Here is a 16,028-nt window from a genome sequence, read left to right as displayed (position 1 = left end):
ACGGGCCCGTCGCACAAACGGCCCCCTACATCTCGTCACTCTGACGAAATGTGCGCTAGCATCCGTGGCATGAACCCTGCGGACCTGGGGCTGCCGGTGGACGTGCCGTCGACAGCGCTCTTCACGGACCATTACGAGCTCACGATGCTGCAGGCCGCGCTGGCGAACGGCACGGCCGACCGCCGCTCGGTCTTCGAGGTCTTCACCCGGAGGCTGCCGGAAGGCCGCCGCTACGGCGTCGTGGCCGGCATCGGCCGGGTGCTCGACGCGGTCGAGAACTTCCGCTTCGACGCCGCCGTGCTGGAGTTCCTCCGGGAGCGGCGGATCGTGAACACGCGCACCCTGGACTGGCTCTCCCGGTACCGCTTCTCGGGTGACATCTGGGGCTACCCCGAGGGCGAGGTCTACTTCCCCGGGTCCCCGGTGCTCCGGGTCGAGGGCAGCTTCGCCGAGTGCGTGCTGCTGGAGACCGTGATCCTCTCGATCCTCAACCACGACTCGGCGATCGCCGCGGCCGCCTCCCGGATGGCCTCGGCCGCCGGGGACCGGCCGCTGATCGAGATGGGCGCCCGGCGCACCCACGAGCTCGCCGCCGTCGCCGCCTCGCGCGCCGCCTACGTGGGCGGCTTCACCTCCACCTCGGACCTCGCGGCCGGCTTCCGGTACGGGATCCCCACGGTCGGCACCAGCGCGCACGCCTTCACCCTGCTCCACGACGACGAGCGGGACGCCTTCACCGCGCAGGTGGCCTCGCTGGGCACCGGCACCACCCTGCTCGTGGACACGTACGACGTGGCCGAGGCGGTCCGCACCGCCGTCGAGGTGGCCGGCACCGGGCTCGGCGCCGTCCGCATCGACTCCGGCGACCTGCTGCTCGTCGCGCACCGGGTGCGGCAGCAGCTGGACGAGCTGGGCGCCACCGGCACGAAGATCGTGGTCACCTCGGACCTGGACGAGTACGCCATCGCCTCGCTGGCCGCCGCGCCGGTGGACGCGTACGGAGTGGGCACCCAGCTGGTCACCGGCAGCGGGCACCCGACCTGCTCGATGGTCTACAAGCTGGTGGCCCGGGCCTCGTCCGCGGACCCGAAGGCCCCGCTGACCCCCGTGGCGAAGAAGTCCAGCGGCGGGAAGATCTCGGTCGGCGGCCGCAAGTGGGCCGCGCGGCGGCCGGACGCGGACGGGGTCGCGGAGGCGGAGGTCGTGGGCACGGGGGCCGTGCCGGGGGCCCTCGCACCGCACCAGCTGCTGGTCGAGCTGGTGAAGGGGGGCGAGGTGGTGGCGCGCGAGCCGTTGGAGGCGGCGCGGGACCGGCATGTCGCGGCCCGGGCCCGCCTGCCGCTGTCCGCGACCCAGCTGTCGCGCGGCGAGCCGGTCATCCCGACCGAGTACGCCTGACCCTGCGGGGCCCCTCGGGGGCTCCGCCCGGACCCCCGGTCCGGGGCGCCGGACGGGCTGGAACCCGCCCCCCGGTTCGGGGCGCGGCCGGTGGGGGAGAAGGCCCCGCAGGGGTGGGCAGCCGCCCGCCGACGCCCCGGGACGCACATCCGTCACGGACCACTACCGCCGAAGGACCCGCCATGCACCGCGCACTGATCGTCGTGGACGTCCAGAACGACTTCTGCGAAGGCGGCAGCCTCCCGGTCACGGGCGGCGCCGACGTGGCCGCAGCCATCACCGAGCTGATCGGCCAGGCCACCCCCGGCTACCGGCACGTCGTGGCCACCCGCGACCACCACATCGACCCCGGCCCCCACTTCGCGCACCCGCCCGCCCGGCCCGACTACGAGAGCTCCTGGCCGGTGCACTGCGTGGCGGGCACGGAGGGCGTGGGCTTCCACCCGAACTTCGCCCCCGCCGTCGCCTCGGGGGCCGTCGCCGCCGTGTTCGACAAGGGCGCGCACGCGGCCGCGTACAGCGGTTTCGAGGGCACCGACGAGAACGGCACCGGGCTCGCGGACTGGCTGCGCGAGCGCGGGGTCACCGAGGTGGACGTGGTGGGCATCGCCACCGACCACTGCGTACGGGCCACCGCCCTGGACGCGGCCCGCGAGGGCTTCGTCACGCACGTGCTGCTGGACCTGACGGCCGGAGTGGCCGCGCACACCACCGAGCGCGCCCTGGAGGAGCTCCGGACGGCCGGGGTGCGGCTGTCGGGCACCCCGGTGGTCGCGGGCGGCTGAGCCGCCGCCACGGCCGCCCCCGGCGGCGCCGGGTCCCGCCGGGGCCCCGCGGGGCCCGCGGGCCTCACGTGCCCGGCAGGAGGGCGCGTATCGGGTGCCAGAGCTCGGCCGCCGTGTCGGGGGCACCGCGCCACAGGAGGCCGTCCGGGTGGTGCAGGACGGCCGTCACCTCGTCCGGGGTCGGCGGGTGGGCGTTCCCCCGCAGGTAGACGGCGCGCATGCCGAGGTTCCGCAGCCTGGTCAGGGCGCGGGCCCGGTTCGCGGCGTGGACGAGCACGCGGACGTGCCGGCCGTCCCCGCAGGGCCTGGGCAGGGTCAGGGCGACCACCACGCTGCCGTTGGGCAGCTTGACGAAACCTCCGCCGGGCATCGGTTCATCTCCCCCGTGAGATGGAGTGTCAATAAGAATCCCGTACGACGCATCTAAACGCGATCGGCCGCCGCCCGCTAGAGGGCGACGGCCGATCATGCTCTGACCTGCGGTTTTGGCCTGAGATTACTTCGAGGGGGAAACCTTCACCGTGATGTAGGAGCCGTCCTTGGGCTGCTCCACGATCGAGATGCGGGTGTTGGTGTCAGCGGTCTTGACGCTGCCCGTCGGGTTCTCCGCGTAGTAGTACTTGCCGGTGTGGTCGTCGAAGTACTTGACGCCCTTCTTCGACGTGATGCTCAGCGGCTGGTCGGCCTTGTGCAGCGTGAACGCGTCGGTCGCGTACAGGCTGAACGGGGCGTCGAACGGCTGGATCTTGTTGCGCAGCAGGGTGCCGTCGGTCCACTTCAGCGGCTTGGCGTGGGCGTCGATCGGAAGGATCAGGCCCTGGCCCGGGTGGGCGCTGACGTTGTTGTCCTTCTGGGAGGTGTCCCAGAGCCACATCAGCAGACCGGTCTGGTACGGGTAGTGCTCGACCCAGTCGGGACGGGTGCCGGAGAAGCCGAAGTTGTACGGGCCGACCTTGAGGGTCTTGTCGTACGAGACGTACTGGCGGTTCTCGGCCAGGTAGTACTGGGCGTAGGCCTTGGTGAAGCCCTCACCGATGGTGGAGAAGCCCTTGGCGGTCCAGCCGTTGGCACCGTTCTCGCCGCCGTCGGAGAACAGCGTGGCGCCGTCCGCCGTGACCTTGATCGCGTCGGCGGTGAAGCCCTTGCCGCCCGCGCCGCCGTCCGTCTGGTAGCGGAAGCGGACGTCGACCTTCTTGCCGGCGTAGGCGTCCAGCGGGAAGTTCAGCTGCTTCCAGGCGCCGGAGGCACCGGTGAGCGAGGCGTTGCCCGCGGCGTCGACCGGGAGGGCCGTGCCGTCGGCGGTGCCGGGGAGGACGGTCCAGTGGGCGCCGCCGTCGGTGGACACCTCGGTGTAGAGGTAGTCGTAGCCGGACTCGATGTCCCACCAGCCCTTGAGGGACAGCGCGGCGGAGGACTTGCCGGTCAGGTCCACGGAGCGGGTCAGGGTGTTCTTGAGGTCGTCACCCATGTTGCTCCACCACTGCTTCGCACCCTCGGCGGGCTTGACGACGGTGGTGGTGACCTTCTTCTTCGGCAGCTTGACGACGAGCGCCTGCTTGTTCTTGGTGTTGTACTCCGACACACCGAGCTTGTGCGTGGACTTCGTCGCGGCCTTGGCCGTGTCGTAGTTCAGCCAGCCGAGCTGCAGCTTGTCCCAGGCGGTCATGTCGCCGGGGAAGTCGCCTATGGAGTCCTTGCCCTTGCCGAGCCAGGAGCCGGCGGACATCAGGGACCAGAAGCCGACCGAGTTCTCGGCGCGGCCGGACGTGTCGTACAGGTCCGGGAGGCCGAGGTCGTGGCCGTACTCGTGGGCGAAGACACCGAGGCCGCCGTTCTCGGGCTGCATGGTGTAGTCGCCGACCCAGATGCCGGTCTTGCCGATCTGGGTGCCGCCGGCCTTGTTGTTCGCCGGGCCGGTCTGGCCCGCGTCGGTGCCGTAGGCGTACCAGCGGTGGGCCCACAGGGCGTTGGTGGTCTGCGCGCCGCCGCCGGCCGACTCGTCCTCGCCCGCGTGGACGATCTGGAAGTGGTCGATGTAGCCGTCGGGCTCGTTGAAGTTGCCGTCGCCGTCGAAGTCGTAACGGTCCCAGAGGTCGTACTTCGCGAGCTGCGCCTTGATCTGCGCGTCGGTCTTGCCGGCCTTCTTCTGGGCCTTGACCCACGCGGTGACGCCGTCGCGGACGGTGTCCCAGACGTTGTTGCAGTTGGTGTCGCCGCAGTAGTTCGAGCCGTAACGGGCCTCGTTGTACGGGACCTTGACCCAGTCGGCCACCTCGCCGTCGACCGAGTAGCGGCCCGAGGAGGTCTTCTCGTAGTAGGACTTCAGCGAGCCGGAGCCCTTGCCGAAGTACAGGTCCTGGAAGTAGTCCCGGTTGAAGTCGGCGCGCCAGTTGGTGCTGTTGTCCTTGGTGCGGTCCGGCTTCGGGATGGTGTTCTTGGCCGGGCCGGGGGTGCCGCCGTACTTGACGACGGGCGGCTGCGGGCCGGACGGGCCGTCCGGGTCGAACATGGTCGAGTTGTCGACCTTGTTGCCGAACTCGACGAGGATCGTGAAGATCTTGTCGGTCTTCTCGCGGCCGAGCTCGACGTACTTCTTGTCGTCGAGCTGGACGACCTTGGAGGCGCCGCGCTGCTGGACGCGGGTCTTGCCCTCCAGGACCTGCTGCAGGGCGGCCTCGCGGGCCTGCTCCTGCTGCTTGCTGAACGGGCCGTCGAGCTCGTCCGAGTGGGCCTTGGAGGCCGACGGGTCGTGGCGGTCCACGACCGGGGCGGCCACGGCGGTGTTGCTCGCGGACGCCATGGTGTAGACGGAAGCGGTGGCCGCGCAGGCCGCCATGGTCACCGTGATGGCGGCGAAACGGATGGCTCGCCGACGCGGCGAGGTGTTGCTGCTCACTTGATGTTGTTCCCCTCCCGCGGCCGCCAGGACGGACCGGGAGTCAGGGGTTCCGGGGCAGCGCGCGTCTCAAGTGACGACATTTGACCGGAGTCGCGCGAGAAAAGACAGACCTTGACTTGACCCCGTCAAGTGCACTATGCGGTCAACGAGTTCCGCATTTCGGACACCCGGCGAAGGAGGGGACGAAGCATATGCCAGGGAGCGGAATCGACACATCCGGAATCGGTACATCTATGACCGGAACAGGCGCGTCCGCGACCTGCGGCGGCGCGGGACATGACTCCGTGCGCCCCCCGTGCACCGGCACCGTGGGTTAGGTCACGCTTACCGCCGGTCCCCCGCGGGCATCCCCGTCGTAGAGTCGGTTGCAGCGCGATCCGAGGGGGAGACCGCGAGCGGGCGGCTCCCCGACCATGCCTTGAGGACGGATACCGCCATGCCGCGTCCGACTGCCGCACAGCTCGCCTACGGGTCCGCCACCGTCATCGTCTCCACGATGGCCATGCTGCTGCTCTCGCAGACACGTTCCGGCATCGGGGTCGCCGTCATCGCCGCGGCCGCCCTCCTCCTCGGCCTCCTCGTCGCCGTCACGGCCGCCGTGCCCAAGCGGGCGGCGGCCCGCCGGGCCCGGGCCGGCAGCCCGGCGCCCGCCTCCGGGGCGGAGGCGGGCGCGGGTGCGGCTGCGGCGGGCCCGGAGGCCGCGGCGGCTGCGGAGGCGGGCGCGACCGGGCAGGTGCCGGCGGCCAAGTGACCTGAGCGGCCCGCCGGATGACCGCGGGCCGGCTCAGACGACCGTGACCACCACGGTCTTGCCCACCTTGTCGTGCAGGCCCTGCCGGTACGGCTTGTCACTGAGGATCGTCACGATCAGCACGAGCTCCCAGAGGCAGGGGCAGCAGAGCAGGGCCGGCAGCCACAGCACGGCCGCCCGGGACAGCGCCGCGTTGCTCGTCGGCACGCTGCCGTCGTTCAGCATCGCGACCCGCAGGCCCATCAGCTTCTTGCCCAGGGTCTGGCCGTTCTTCTTCGTGAAGAACCAGTCGTAGCCGACGTACGCCGCGATGCCGATCAGCGTCCAGAGCAGGCCGCCGCCGCTGTAGGCCTTGGTGAAGACCTCGGTGGCGTCCTCGCCCTTGTCGGTCTCCACGACCCAGCGGTTGCGGCTCGTGCCCCACTGGAGCAGGCCGAGCGGGATCCCGATGATCAGCGCGTCCACGATGCGCGCGAGGAGCCGCTTGCCGAAGTCGGCGAGCGGCGGCATGCCGGCGAGCGGGTCCGGGGCCCCGTAGCCGCCGCCGTACGGATCGGAGCCGTACGGGGGCGGCGGGGGCGGGTAGCCGCCGCCCGGCCCGCCGGAGCCCCCGTAGGGGGAACCCGAGCCCGGAGGCGGGTAGCCGCCCGCACCTCCGTACGGGGAGCCCGAGCCGGGGGGCGGCGTCGAAGGCGGCTGCTGCGGCTCCTCACCGGGAGGCCTCTTGCGGAACGGGTCGTCCTCGGGGGGCTGGCCCGGCGGCGGCTGATCGGTGCTCATGGCCGTAGTCGAACCCGGCCCCCGGGACCCCGCAACGGGACGGGCTCCGTACGGGGGACGGGCGGCCGGGAAACCCGCTCGGCGGGGGACCCGCGGGCGGGCCGGACCGGCTCAGCGGGCGACGAACGTACCGGCCGCCTTGTCGTGCCAGCACTGCCGCCAGGGCCGGTCCACCAGGCACCACAGAATGTTCAGCACCCCGATGCCCAGGGCGCCGAGCAGCCCGTACACCAGCCAGCGGCCGAGTGCCGCGCCGAACGAGGGCCGGCTGCCCGACTCCATGCGCACCACGCGCACCCCGAACAGCTTCTTGCCGAGGGTGCGGCCCCAGCGGGCGGTGGGCAGCACCTCGTAGAGGAGGCCGAAGACGAGGAGGGCGCCGAGGACCACGGCGAGGTAGCCGCCGGTGGTGCCGTCGACGAGCCAGACGGTCACGGTCTCCCCGGCGAGCTTCGCGGCGTCGATCTTCGCCTCGATGTGCTCCGTTGCCTTCGCCACGAACGGCACCGTGACGGCGGTGGCCACGGCCCCGGTGACCAGCGCGTCGACCAGCCGCGCACCGAGGCGGCGGCCGAGCCCGGCGGGGCGGGGCACCTCGTCGGCGAGGCGGCGGAACAGCTCGTCGCTCGGGGGCTTCCAGGGGGTGGCGGCGGGCACGTCCGCGGCGGCGGAGGCGTCGGCGGCGGGCCTGGCCGGGGGCGCGGTCCGGTCGGGTACGGGCTGCCGGGCGGGGGCCGGGGCGGCGGACTCGGCGGGGGCGGACGGGGTCGGGGCCGGGGCCGGGGCGGACGGGGCCGGGGCCGCCGGGGGTTCGGTGTGGGCCGGGGACTTGACGGAGAGGATGCCGGCGGAGGCGGCGGAGGCGGCCGCCGGGACGGGGGCGGGCTCCTTCGCGGGGGCGGGGATCAGGGAGCCGGCGGACCCGGCGGAGCGGGACTCGGCGGAGCGGGACTCGGCAGAGCGGGACTCGACCGGGGTGCGGTCCTCGGGGATCCGGTCTTCGGGAATCCGGTCGGCGGGGGTGCGGTCCGCCGCGGTGCGGTCCGCGGGGCCGGGGTCCGCCGGGACGCTGCCCCAGGACACCTTGCGATCGCGATCTCCGCCGAAGCCGGACTGCTGCGAGGCGTCGGCCAGCCAGGCGGCTGCCGCGGCCTCCTTCCTCTCCTCTTCCGGGGCCGCGTCCTCCTGCGGGAGCTCGTCGAAGAAGACGGGTCCGGTCTCGTCGGCGACGGCCACGGGGGCCGGGGCGGGAGCCGGAACCGGAACCGGAGCGGGGGCCGGGGCCGGGGGCTGGCTCCGGTACCCCTCGGGCGCCGGGCGGCTCGTACCGGGAACCCAGGCCGCGCCGTTCCAGTACCGGACGAAGCCGGGGATGGAGGGGTCGGGGTAGTACCCCTCCCGGGCCGCGTGCTCGCCGTCACCTGGAGAGGCAGTCAATGTCCCAACTCCGATCGTCCGCTCGTGCCCGTTTGTGCAAGGAGGACCATAGCCAAGAACCCGGGTCCGGCAGGACCGGGAACGGCAGAAAGACCGCCTTCGAGCGAAGCGGGAACGGTACCGCGCTGACCGTCGGGTTCCGGTCATCCGAACGGTTTTGCGCCAACCCTGGATTTTCTTCCGGAACCCGCGTCACAGTCGGCGGGGGCCGCGCTCTCTCCGGGTACGAGCGCATCCGCACCCCGCGGTGCACCGAGGAGAGGAACCCCCATGGCCCACACGGTCGTCGAACGCGAGCTGGAGCTGAAGCTGGTGCTTTCGCCCGAGCGCAGCATCCCCGTACCCGCCCGGCTGGTCTACCGGGTGGACGACCCGTACGCCGTCCACGTGGTCTTCCACGTGGGCTCGAACATGCCGGTCAACTGGACGTTCGCGCGGGAACTGCTGGTCGAGGGGGTGTTCCGGCCGAGCGGGCACGGGGACGTGCGGATCTGGCCCACGAAGGTGGACGGGCGCAGCGTCATCTGCATGGCGCTGAGCTCACCCGACGGGGACGCGCTGCTGGAGGCGCCGTCCGCGTCCGTGTCGGCCTGGCTGGAACGCACGCTGCGCGTGGTCCCGCCGGGCACGGAGACGGAGCGCCTCGGCCTGGACGCGGCCCTCGCCGCCCTCCTGACCCCCACCCCGGCCGACGACCTCTGGCTCCGCGACCCCTGGCCCTCCGACGAGTCCCCGGAATCCGACCTGTGACCGCCCCCGGCCCCGCGGTACGGCCCTCAGCTACACACCTTGCGGTACTCGATGCCGCGCGGGACGTACTGCTTCCACTCGTCCTCGGTCAGGTCCCGCCCGCCGACCCGCCTGCAGATCTTCTCGATGAGGGTGGCGGGGTCCGTTTCGATCGAGCGGAGGGGGCGCTCCAGATCGAGGACCCGCAGGACCTTCTCGTCGAAGGCGACACCGCGTGCCGTGCCCCCGCTCAAGGCGATCGGTTCGCCGAGGGCCAACCGGGCCTTCAGGTCCCAGAACTGGACGGCCTCCCCCTCGATCAAACCCGCCAGGAGGCGGCCGTCCGGCGAGAAGGACAGGTCCACCACGGACTGGCCGTACCGGCTGCCGCCCTTGCTGAGGGCCGTGCTCGGAAGCGCCCCGAGCTGGTGGGCACCCGCGCCGTCCCAGAGCTCCGTCAAGCCGTTGTCCTTGGAGATGGCGAGCATGCTGCCGTCAGGGGAGAAGGCGAGGGTCTCGGTGGCGACCGTCCCGAAGGCGTTGCGGCGCACCTTGCCGGTGGTCAGATCGACGGCCTCTCCGGCCGAGGTGGCGAGCAGTCGGTTGTCCGGGCTGATGGCGAAGCCACCGCGCACGGTTTCGACACTGTGCAGCCGCTTGCCCGAAGCGACGTCCCACACCTGCAGGGTGCCGGGGTGCGCGATGAAGGTCCCGTTGCCCTCGGACTGCTCGCTGCTGACGAAGGCCGCCACGAGCCTGCCGTCGGGCGACAGGGACACGGGGGCGATCCAGTACCCTCCCGGCTGCTGCCGGAAGAGCTCCTTGCGCGTGGCCGTGTCCCAGACCACGAGGGCGGAGCCGTCAACGAAAGCCAGCCGACTGCCGTCCCGCGAGAGGGCGGACCGTCCGGGCCCGTCCCCTGGTTCGCCGTCCCTCTGCGGGACCCCGTCCCCGAGCAGCCTGCCCGTGCGCAGATCGAACAGCTGCTGCCGCGTGGCCAGTTGCTGGACCATCCCCACCCGGCCGTCAGACGAAAGGGTCCCGTAGCGGGCGTCCCCGCTCAGCGCCGCCGGTAGACGGTCCGCGCGCGCGGGCAGGTCCACCGATTCCACCGTGGTCGTCTCGGTGCGATGGAAGACCAGCCGGTGCGCGTTCTCGTCGACGGCGGCGACCACACGGTCCTCCACGAGCTTGTTGCGCACCTGGCGCGCATGGTAGGTGAAGAGGGCCTGGGCTCCGTCGGTGGCCGGATACACCTCGATGGCACCCGTGTCGGAGTCGAAGCCGTACAGGTAGCGGCCCTCGCTGCTGAACGCGAGGTCGTCCGTGGTCGCCGTGAGGCTTCCCTGGTACGAGCCGTCCGCAACGGTCCAGAAGAAGTAGCGCTGGGACTCCCCCGTGGCCGCCAGGCGCTTGCCGTCCGGGCTGAACACGAGGCCGTCGCCTCCGTGGCCGCACTTGGGCTGGTCCACGCCCGTCGGGGTTGCCAGTGGTGTGCTGACGCGCCCCTGCTCGCTGAAGCGCCACACCCGGACCGGGCCGCCCGCCTGGCAGGTGGCCGCCATGCGCCCGTCCGGGGAGACGGCCACGGACTCGTTCAGGGGGCCTTGGACCACCAGCTTGCCGTCGGAGGCCCGGAGGATTCCGTACCGGTAGTCCTGGGCCAAGTCGCCGCTGCGGCGCTCGGTGATGACCAGCCCGTTGCCGGTCACCTGTACGGGTTCGTACCCCTCGGGCGCCTTCAGCGGCCCGCCCACCGGCTTCAGCGTCGCTGCCTCCAGGACCTGCATGCGGTCCCTGCTGACCCCCAGCAGCAGGCGTCCGTCCTGGCTTATGGCCCTGATGAAGAGGTCCGCCAGTCCGGTCTTGCCCTTGGAGGACACCAGCATCCGGCCGGCGCGGACGTCCCAGATCTGGGTCTCGCCCTCCTCACCGAGTACGAGGATGCGGCCGTCGCCGGACAGCCGCCGGTACGAGTTCTGCTTACCGCCCGTCCCTGCCGGGAGCTGGAGCATGTCCGCCTCCGGCTGGCTCACCGCGCCCAGCAGGGCCGCACGGGAGTCCTCCGTTTCCGCGATGCGCCAGGACGCGACGCCCAGGAGCATCGCGGCCTTCGGGTCGGCGGCGCGGAGGCTCGTGGCGGCCTGGGCCGTGGTGCGGGCGGCGGCGCGGGCCTGTTCGCGGGCTGCGGCCCGGGACTGCTGGTAGGCGAGGCCGCCGGCCAGGAGGGCGACGACCAGGAGGACGCCGAGGCCGCCGAGCAGCTGGCGGCGGCGGCGGGCGGTGCGGGTGGCGGAGACCTGGCCAGCCGCCAGGAAGGCGAGTTCCAGCGGGTTCGGCCGGATGTGCGGAGCGGCGGTCGCGGACCAGTCGAGCGCCGCACGCAGGGCGGTGCCCTGCTGGAGGTCCTCGGGGCGGCGCCCGTGCCGTTCCCATTCGCGGGCCGCGTGCCCGAGCCGGTGGCGCAGGGCGAGCGCGGCCCGGTCGGCCTCGGTCCAGGCGCGCAGCCGGGTCCAGGCCCGGATCAGGGCGGCGGAGACCGGGCGTATGGAGTGGTCCTCGGCGACGATGAGCGCCCCGGCCGCCGCGAGCGCGGTGATCGCGGCGTGGCCTTCGCGCCGCTCGGCGTCGGTGCGGCCGCCGTAGACCTCCTCGTACGCGGCGGTCCGTACGGTGTCCTGGCTGCCGTCGGGGTCCTCGCCGGGGACGACCAGGCGCAGGAGGAGTTCGTGGGCGGCCTGCTGGGCGGGCAGGGACAGCGCGGCGTAGGCGGATTCGGCGCGTTCGCCGAGGCCCGGGAGGGCGGCTTCGGGGCGGGGGTCGGCGGCCCGCCGGGCACCGGCTTCGAGGAGGGCGCGGCGCGGGTCGGCCGCGGCGGGGGTCTCGCCGACGAGGCCGAGGAGGAGTTCGGTCGCGCTGGGGCGGAGCTCCGGCTCCTTGGCGAGGGCGGCCGCGACCAGGGGCCGCAGCGGGGCGGGCAGGGCGGACAGGTCGGGGTCGATCGCGGCGGTGCGGTGGGCGACCTGCCCGATGTTGTCCCCGCGGAACGGCTCGTCGCCGGAGGCCGCGTACAGGACGAGGGCGCCCCAGGCGAAGATGTCGGAGGCGGCGGTGGCGCGCTGCCCGCCGAGGACTTCGGGGGCCATGTAGCCGAGGGTGCCCATGATGGCGCCGGTGTCGGTCAGGGACATGTCGGCGGCGCGGGCGATGCCGAAGTCGATGACGCGCGGGCCGTCGGGGCCGAGGAGGACGTTGCCGGGCTTGAGGTCGCGGTGGACGACCTTGGCCTGGTGGATCGCGGCGAGCGCGGTGGCGACTCCGGCCGCGAGCCGGGTGACGGCTTCGGCGGCGAAGGTGCCGTGTTCGCGGACGGCGGCGGCGAGGGTGGGGCCGGGGATGTACTCGCTGACGATGTACGGGGCGTCGGAGCCGAGGTCGGCGTCGAGGATGCGGGCGGTGCAGAAGGGGGCGACGGCGCGGGCGGCGTCCACCTCCTTGGCGAAGCGGGAGCGCACGAACTGCTCGGCGTCGCGGTGCAGGGCCTTGACGGCGACCCGGCCGCCGGTGGTGTCGTAGGCCTCGTAGACGACGCCCTGGCCGCCGGCGCCGAGCCGGGCCGCCAGCCAGTAGCCGCCGAGCCGCTCCGGATCGTCCGGATGCAGCATGCTGCCCATCGTGTGCTCCCCCGTGTGTGTCCGGTTCCGGGCGGCAGGCCGCCCGGAACGTGTCCATGCGGGAGCGTAGACGATCCGTCAGGAAGCGTGCCGGTGAAGCAGGTTCAGAGGACCTTGCCGGGGTTGAGGAGTCCGAGCGGGTCGAAGGCGTGCTTGACGGCCCGCTGCATCTCCACGCCGACGGGCCCGAGTTCGCGGGCGAGCCAGTCCTTCTTCAGGACTCCGACGCCGTGTTCGCCGGTGATGGTGCCGCCGAGCGCGAGCCCGAGGGACATGATCTCGTCGAACGAGGCGCGGGCGCGGGCGGTTTCGTCCTCGTCTGCGGGGTCGAAGCAGACGACGGGGTGGGTGTTGCCGTCGCCGGCGTGGGCGCAGACCCCGATGGTGAGCCGGTGGCGGCGGGCGATGTCGGTGGTGCCTTCGAGCATGTCGGCGAGCCGGGTGCGGGGCACGCACACGTCGTCGATCATCGTGGCGGGCCGGAGGGTCTCCAGGGCGGTGAGGGACATCCGGCGGGCCTGGAGGAGGAGTTCGGACTCGGCCTCGTCCTCGGCGGGGACGACCTGGGTGGCTCCGGCGGCGGTGCACAGCTTGCCGACGGCGGCGAGGTCGGCGGCGGCGTCGGGGGTGTCGAAGGCGGCGAGGAGCAGGGCCTCGGTGGTCTCGGGCAGGCCCATGCGGCCGAGCCGGTTGACGGCCCGGACGGTGGTGCGGTCCATGAGCTCCAGCAGGGAGGGGGTGTACCCGGCGGCCATGACGGCGCAGACCGCTTCGCAGGCGGCCGCGGCGGAGGGGAACTCGGCGGCGAGGGCGAGCTGCCGGGGCGGGGCGGGCCGCAGGGCGAGGACGGCGCGCACGACGATGCCGAGGCTGCCCTCGGAGCCGACGAAGAGGCGGGTGAGGTCGTATCCGGCGACCCCCTTGGCGGTGCGGCGGCCGGTGCGCAGCAGGCGGCCGTCGGCGAGGACCGCGTCGAGGCCGAGCACGTACTCGGCGGTGACCCCGTACTTGACGCAGCACAGGCCGCCGGAGGCGGTGCCGATGTTCCCGCCGATGGTGCACTGCTCCCAGCTGGAGGGGTCGGGCGGGTAGTACAGGCCGCGTTCGGCGACGGCGCGGGAGAGGACGGCGTTGACCACGCCGGGTTCGACGACGGCGATGCGGTCGACCTCGTCGATTTCGAGGATCTTGTCCATCTTGACGAGGGAGAGGACGATGCAGCCGTCGGTGGCGTTGGCCCCGCCGGACAGGCCGGTGCGGGCGCCCTGCGGGACCACGGGGACGCGCAGGGCGGTGGCGGTGCGCATGACGTGCTGCACCTGGGCGACGGTGCGGGGCAGGACCACGGCGGCGGGGCTGCCGGCGGCGCAGAAGCTCGCCATGTCGGTGCGGTAGGAGTCGGTGATCCGGGGGTCGGTGAGGACGGCGGCCGGGGGCAGTGCGTCGGGTCCTTCGAGGAGCCGGGCCCGGAGTTCCCCGTCCCGGAGGTGCTGCACCTGGGTTTCATCCTTGGGAGCCATGGGGTCAGCCTGGCACCCGGGGCCGTTGGTGTGAACCCGGCCGCGAACCCCTCCGGGCACCCGGGAAGACTCTTCATATTGACGCACAGTAAGCGCATGGACATGGAGTCGCAGCAGCCGCCCGTCACGTTCTCCGCGCGGCGTACGGCGGTGACCGCCGCCGTGGCCGTGGTCCTGATCGCGGGTGCGCTCGTCATCAGGCCCGCCCGGCCGCACGCGGACGATCCGCGGCCGCCGCAGCCGGAGCAGCGGGCGATGGTCTCGGTCGGGATGGGGGCCCCGGCCGCCGCGCCGGACGTGAACGCCCTGATCGCGGACCGTGCCGGGTGGGTGCGGAAGCATCCTGCGGACGACGGCGCCTGGGCGGTGCTGGGATCGGCGTACCTGGAGCAGGCGCGCCGGACCGCGGACGCGGGCCACTTCCCGAAGGCGGAGGCGGCGCTGAAGCGCTCGCTGGAGCTGCGGCCTGCGGAGAAGGGCAACTTCGACGCGATGGTGGGGATGGGCGCGCTGGCCAATGCCCGCCGGGACTTCGCGACCGGCCGCCGGTGGGGGGAGCTGGTGCGGGCGCAGTCGCCGCGCTCGTGGACGGCGTACCCGGTGCTGGTCGACGCGTATGCGGGGCTGGGCGCGTACAAGCCGGCGGAGGCGGCGATGGAGCGGCTGATGGCGCTGCGCGGCGGGCTGCCGGGGTACCTGCGCGCCTCGCAGGTGTACCGGGACCGGGGCTGGCGGGAGGACGCGGCGGCCGCGATGGAGCATGCCCGGGCGGCGGCGCGGACTCCGGCGGAGAAGGCGTACTGCATGTACCGGCTGGCGGAGCTGTCGTGGGAGCGGGGGGAGACCCAGGAGGCGCTGAAGTCGTACGAGGCGGCGCTCGCGACCGATCCCTCGCAGGGGCTGGCGCTGGCCGGGCGGGCCCGGGTGCTGGCGGCGCTGGACCGGACGGGCGAGTCGGTGCGGGACTACCGGGCGGCCCTGGAGGAACTGCCGTCCCCGCAGCTGGCGCTGGAGCTGGGCGAGCTGCTGGAGTCGCAGGGCCGCGGCGAGGAGGCGCAGCGGGCGTACGGGCTGCTGCGGGCGCAGCTGACGCGGCAGGGCTCGTTCGGGGTGCGCGACGAGGTGGTGGCGGGGCTGTACGAGGCGGACCACGGGGATCCGCTGGTGGCGGTGCAGCGGCTGCGGGCGGAGTGGACGCGGAGCAAGAGCATGCAGGTGGCGGATGCGCTGGGGTGGGCGCTGTTCCGGTCCGGGGAGCCGGTCGAGGCGCTCTGGTACGCGAAGAAGGCGACGGATCCGGGGGTGCGGAGTGCGGAGTTCGCGTACCACCGGGCGGTGATCGAACGGGACCTGGGCGATACTGCGGCGGCGCGGCGGCACCTCCAGGAGGCGCTGCGGACGAACCCCCGGTTCTCGCCGCTGCGGGCGCCGCGGGCGAAGGAGGCGTTGCAGGCGCTCGCGGAGCTGCCTGCGGGCGGGCCGGAGAACATGCAGCCGGCCGAGCCGTGGACCCCGCCGGTGCTGCCGAAGCCGGTGGTCCGGTCCGAGGACCGGAAGCCGAAGGCCCCGTCGGGGCGGGGGGCGTCCGGGTCGGGGTCCGGGTCCGGGTCGGGAGCGCGGTCGGGGCCGGTCGTCGGAGCGGGCCGGGCGGGGCAGGCGGCCGGGGAGCGGTCGGGCGCCGCGGGTTCCGGCGGGCGGCGCTCCGGGGCGGCCGGGCCGGGGGCGGGCGGGACTGCGCGCACGGACGCGGCTGCGGGTACGGACGCGGCTGCCGGTACGGGATCGGGCTCGGGCAGGGGTGCGCGGGCCGGGCAGGCGGGTCCGCGGGCGGCTGAGCCGGCACCCAAGCCGGAGCGGGCTCCGGCCACCCCCCTCAAGCGGCCGGAACGCGCTCCGGAACCCAACGGAACCCGCTGAGAAGGTCCCGGCCCAGCCGGAGCGGGCTGGGCCGGGAGGCCCCGTGGCGGCGGGGCGGCCCGGAGCGGGGCCGCGGCCGCACCGCTGCGGGGCGAGGCCCCCGTCCGGCCGGACGGCTCCGGAGGTCCGGCCGGGCGG

Annotated in this window: 11 protein-coding genes; 5 read left to right on the top strand and 6 right to left on the bottom strand. The window is 73.5% G+C overall.

The window, feature by feature from the left end:
- Positions 1-69 precede the first annotated feature (69 nt).
- Together ACZ407_RS33400 and ACZ407_RS33395 are read left to right on the top strand one after the other, a co-directional pair.
- Positions 70-1,398, top strand: a complete 1,329-nt coding sequence (locus ACZ407_RS33400; protein ID WP_468134997.1) for a nicotinate phosphoribosyltransferase — start codon at positions 70-72, stop codon at positions 1,396-1,398.
- 182 nt (positions 1,399-1,580) lie between these two features.
- Entirely contained in the window at positions 1,581-2,183 is a 603-nt protein-coding gene (locus ACZ407_RS33395; protein WP_468134995.1) for a nicotinamidase, read from the top strand.
- 64 nt (positions 2,184-2,247) lie between these two features.
- Here the strand turns inward: ACZ407_RS33395 and ACZ407_RS33390 are convergent, their stop codons facing one another.
- Together ACZ407_RS33390 and ACZ407_RS33385 are read right to left on the bottom strand one after the other, a co-directional pair.
- A complete protein-coding gene (locus ACZ407_RS33390; RefSeq protein WP_468134993.1) occupies positions 2,248-2,553 on the bottom strand; it encodes a hypothetical protein in 306 nt (101 codons plus the stop codon).
- A gap of 126 nt (positions 2,554-2,679) precedes the next feature.
- Positions 2,680-5,019, bottom strand: a complete 2,340-nt coding sequence (locus ACZ407_RS33385; protein ID WP_468135049.1) for an immune inhibitor A domain-containing protein — start codon at positions 5,017-5,019, stop codon at positions 2,680-2,682.
- Positions 5,020-5,518: 499 nt separating this feature from the next.
- Between ACZ407_RS33385 and ACZ407_RS33380 the strand changes: the two genes are divergently transcribed.
- The gene (locus ACZ407_RS33380) at positions 5,519-5,833 is read left to right on the top strand and encodes a hypothetical protein (protein ID WP_468134992.1); all 315 of its coding nucleotides are present in this window, start codon (positions 5,519-5,521) and stop codon (positions 5,831-5,833) included.
- Between the two features lie 33 nt (positions 5,834-5,866).
- On the opposite strand, the gene ACZ407_RS33375 is transcribed toward ACZ407_RS33380, so the two are convergent.
- Both ACZ407_RS33375 and ACZ407_RS33370 read right to left on the bottom strand, forming a co-directional pair.
- On the bottom strand, positions 5,867-6,613 hold the full coding sequence (locus tag ACZ407_RS33375; protein ID WP_468134990.1) for an RDD family protein: 747 nt from the start codon (positions 6,611-6,613) through the stop codon (positions 5,867-5,869).
- 111 nt (positions 6,614-6,724) lie between these two features.
- Positions 6,725-8,050, bottom strand: coding sequence for an RDD family protein (locus ACZ407_RS33370; protein ID WP_468134988.1), 1,326 nt, complete (start codon positions 8,048-8,050; stop codon positions 6,725-6,727).
- Positions 8,051-8,320: 270 nt separating this feature from the next.
- Between ACZ407_RS33370 and ACZ407_RS33365 the strand changes: the two genes are divergently transcribed.
- Positions 8,321-8,800 carry an SsgA family sporulation/cell division regulator gene (locus ACZ407_RS33365; RefSeq protein WP_468134986.1) on the top strand — a complete coding sequence of 160 codons (480 nt, stop codon included), beginning with the start codon at positions 8,321-8,323 and terminating at the stop codon, positions 8,798-8,800.
- A 26-nt stretch (positions 8,801-8,826) separates the two neighbouring features.
- Here the strand turns inward: ACZ407_RS33365 and ACZ407_RS33360 are convergent, their stop codons facing one another.
- Complete coding sequence (locus tag ACZ407_RS33360) at positions 8,827-12,453, bottom strand: protein kinase domain-containing protein (protein ID WP_468134984.1); 3,627 nt, start codon at positions 12,451-12,453, stop codon at positions 8,827-8,829.
- Between the two features lie 104 nt (positions 12,454-12,557).
- Positions 12,558-13,973, bottom strand: a complete 1,416-nt coding sequence (locus tag ACZ407_RS33355; protein WP_468134982.1) for an FAD-binding oxidoreductase — start codon at positions 13,971-13,973, stop codon at positions 12,558-12,560.
- Positions 13,974-14,069: 96 nt separating this feature from the next.
- Here ACZ407_RS33355 and ACZ407_RS33350 point away from each other — a divergent pair, with 96 nt between their 5' ends.
- The gene (locus ACZ407_RS33350; protein ID WP_468134980.1) at positions 14,070-15,890 is read left to right on the top strand and encodes a tetratricopeptide repeat protein; all 1,821 of its coding nucleotides are present in this window, start codon (positions 14,070-14,072) and stop codon (positions 15,888-15,890) included.
- Positions 15,891-16,028: the final 138 nt, after the last annotated feature.

It is taken from the genome of Streptomyces sp. NPDC030809, from assembly GCF_055572195.1.
Note: the sequence above shows the minus strand (reverse complement) of the source record. Positions and strands in the feature narration are given on the sequence as shown.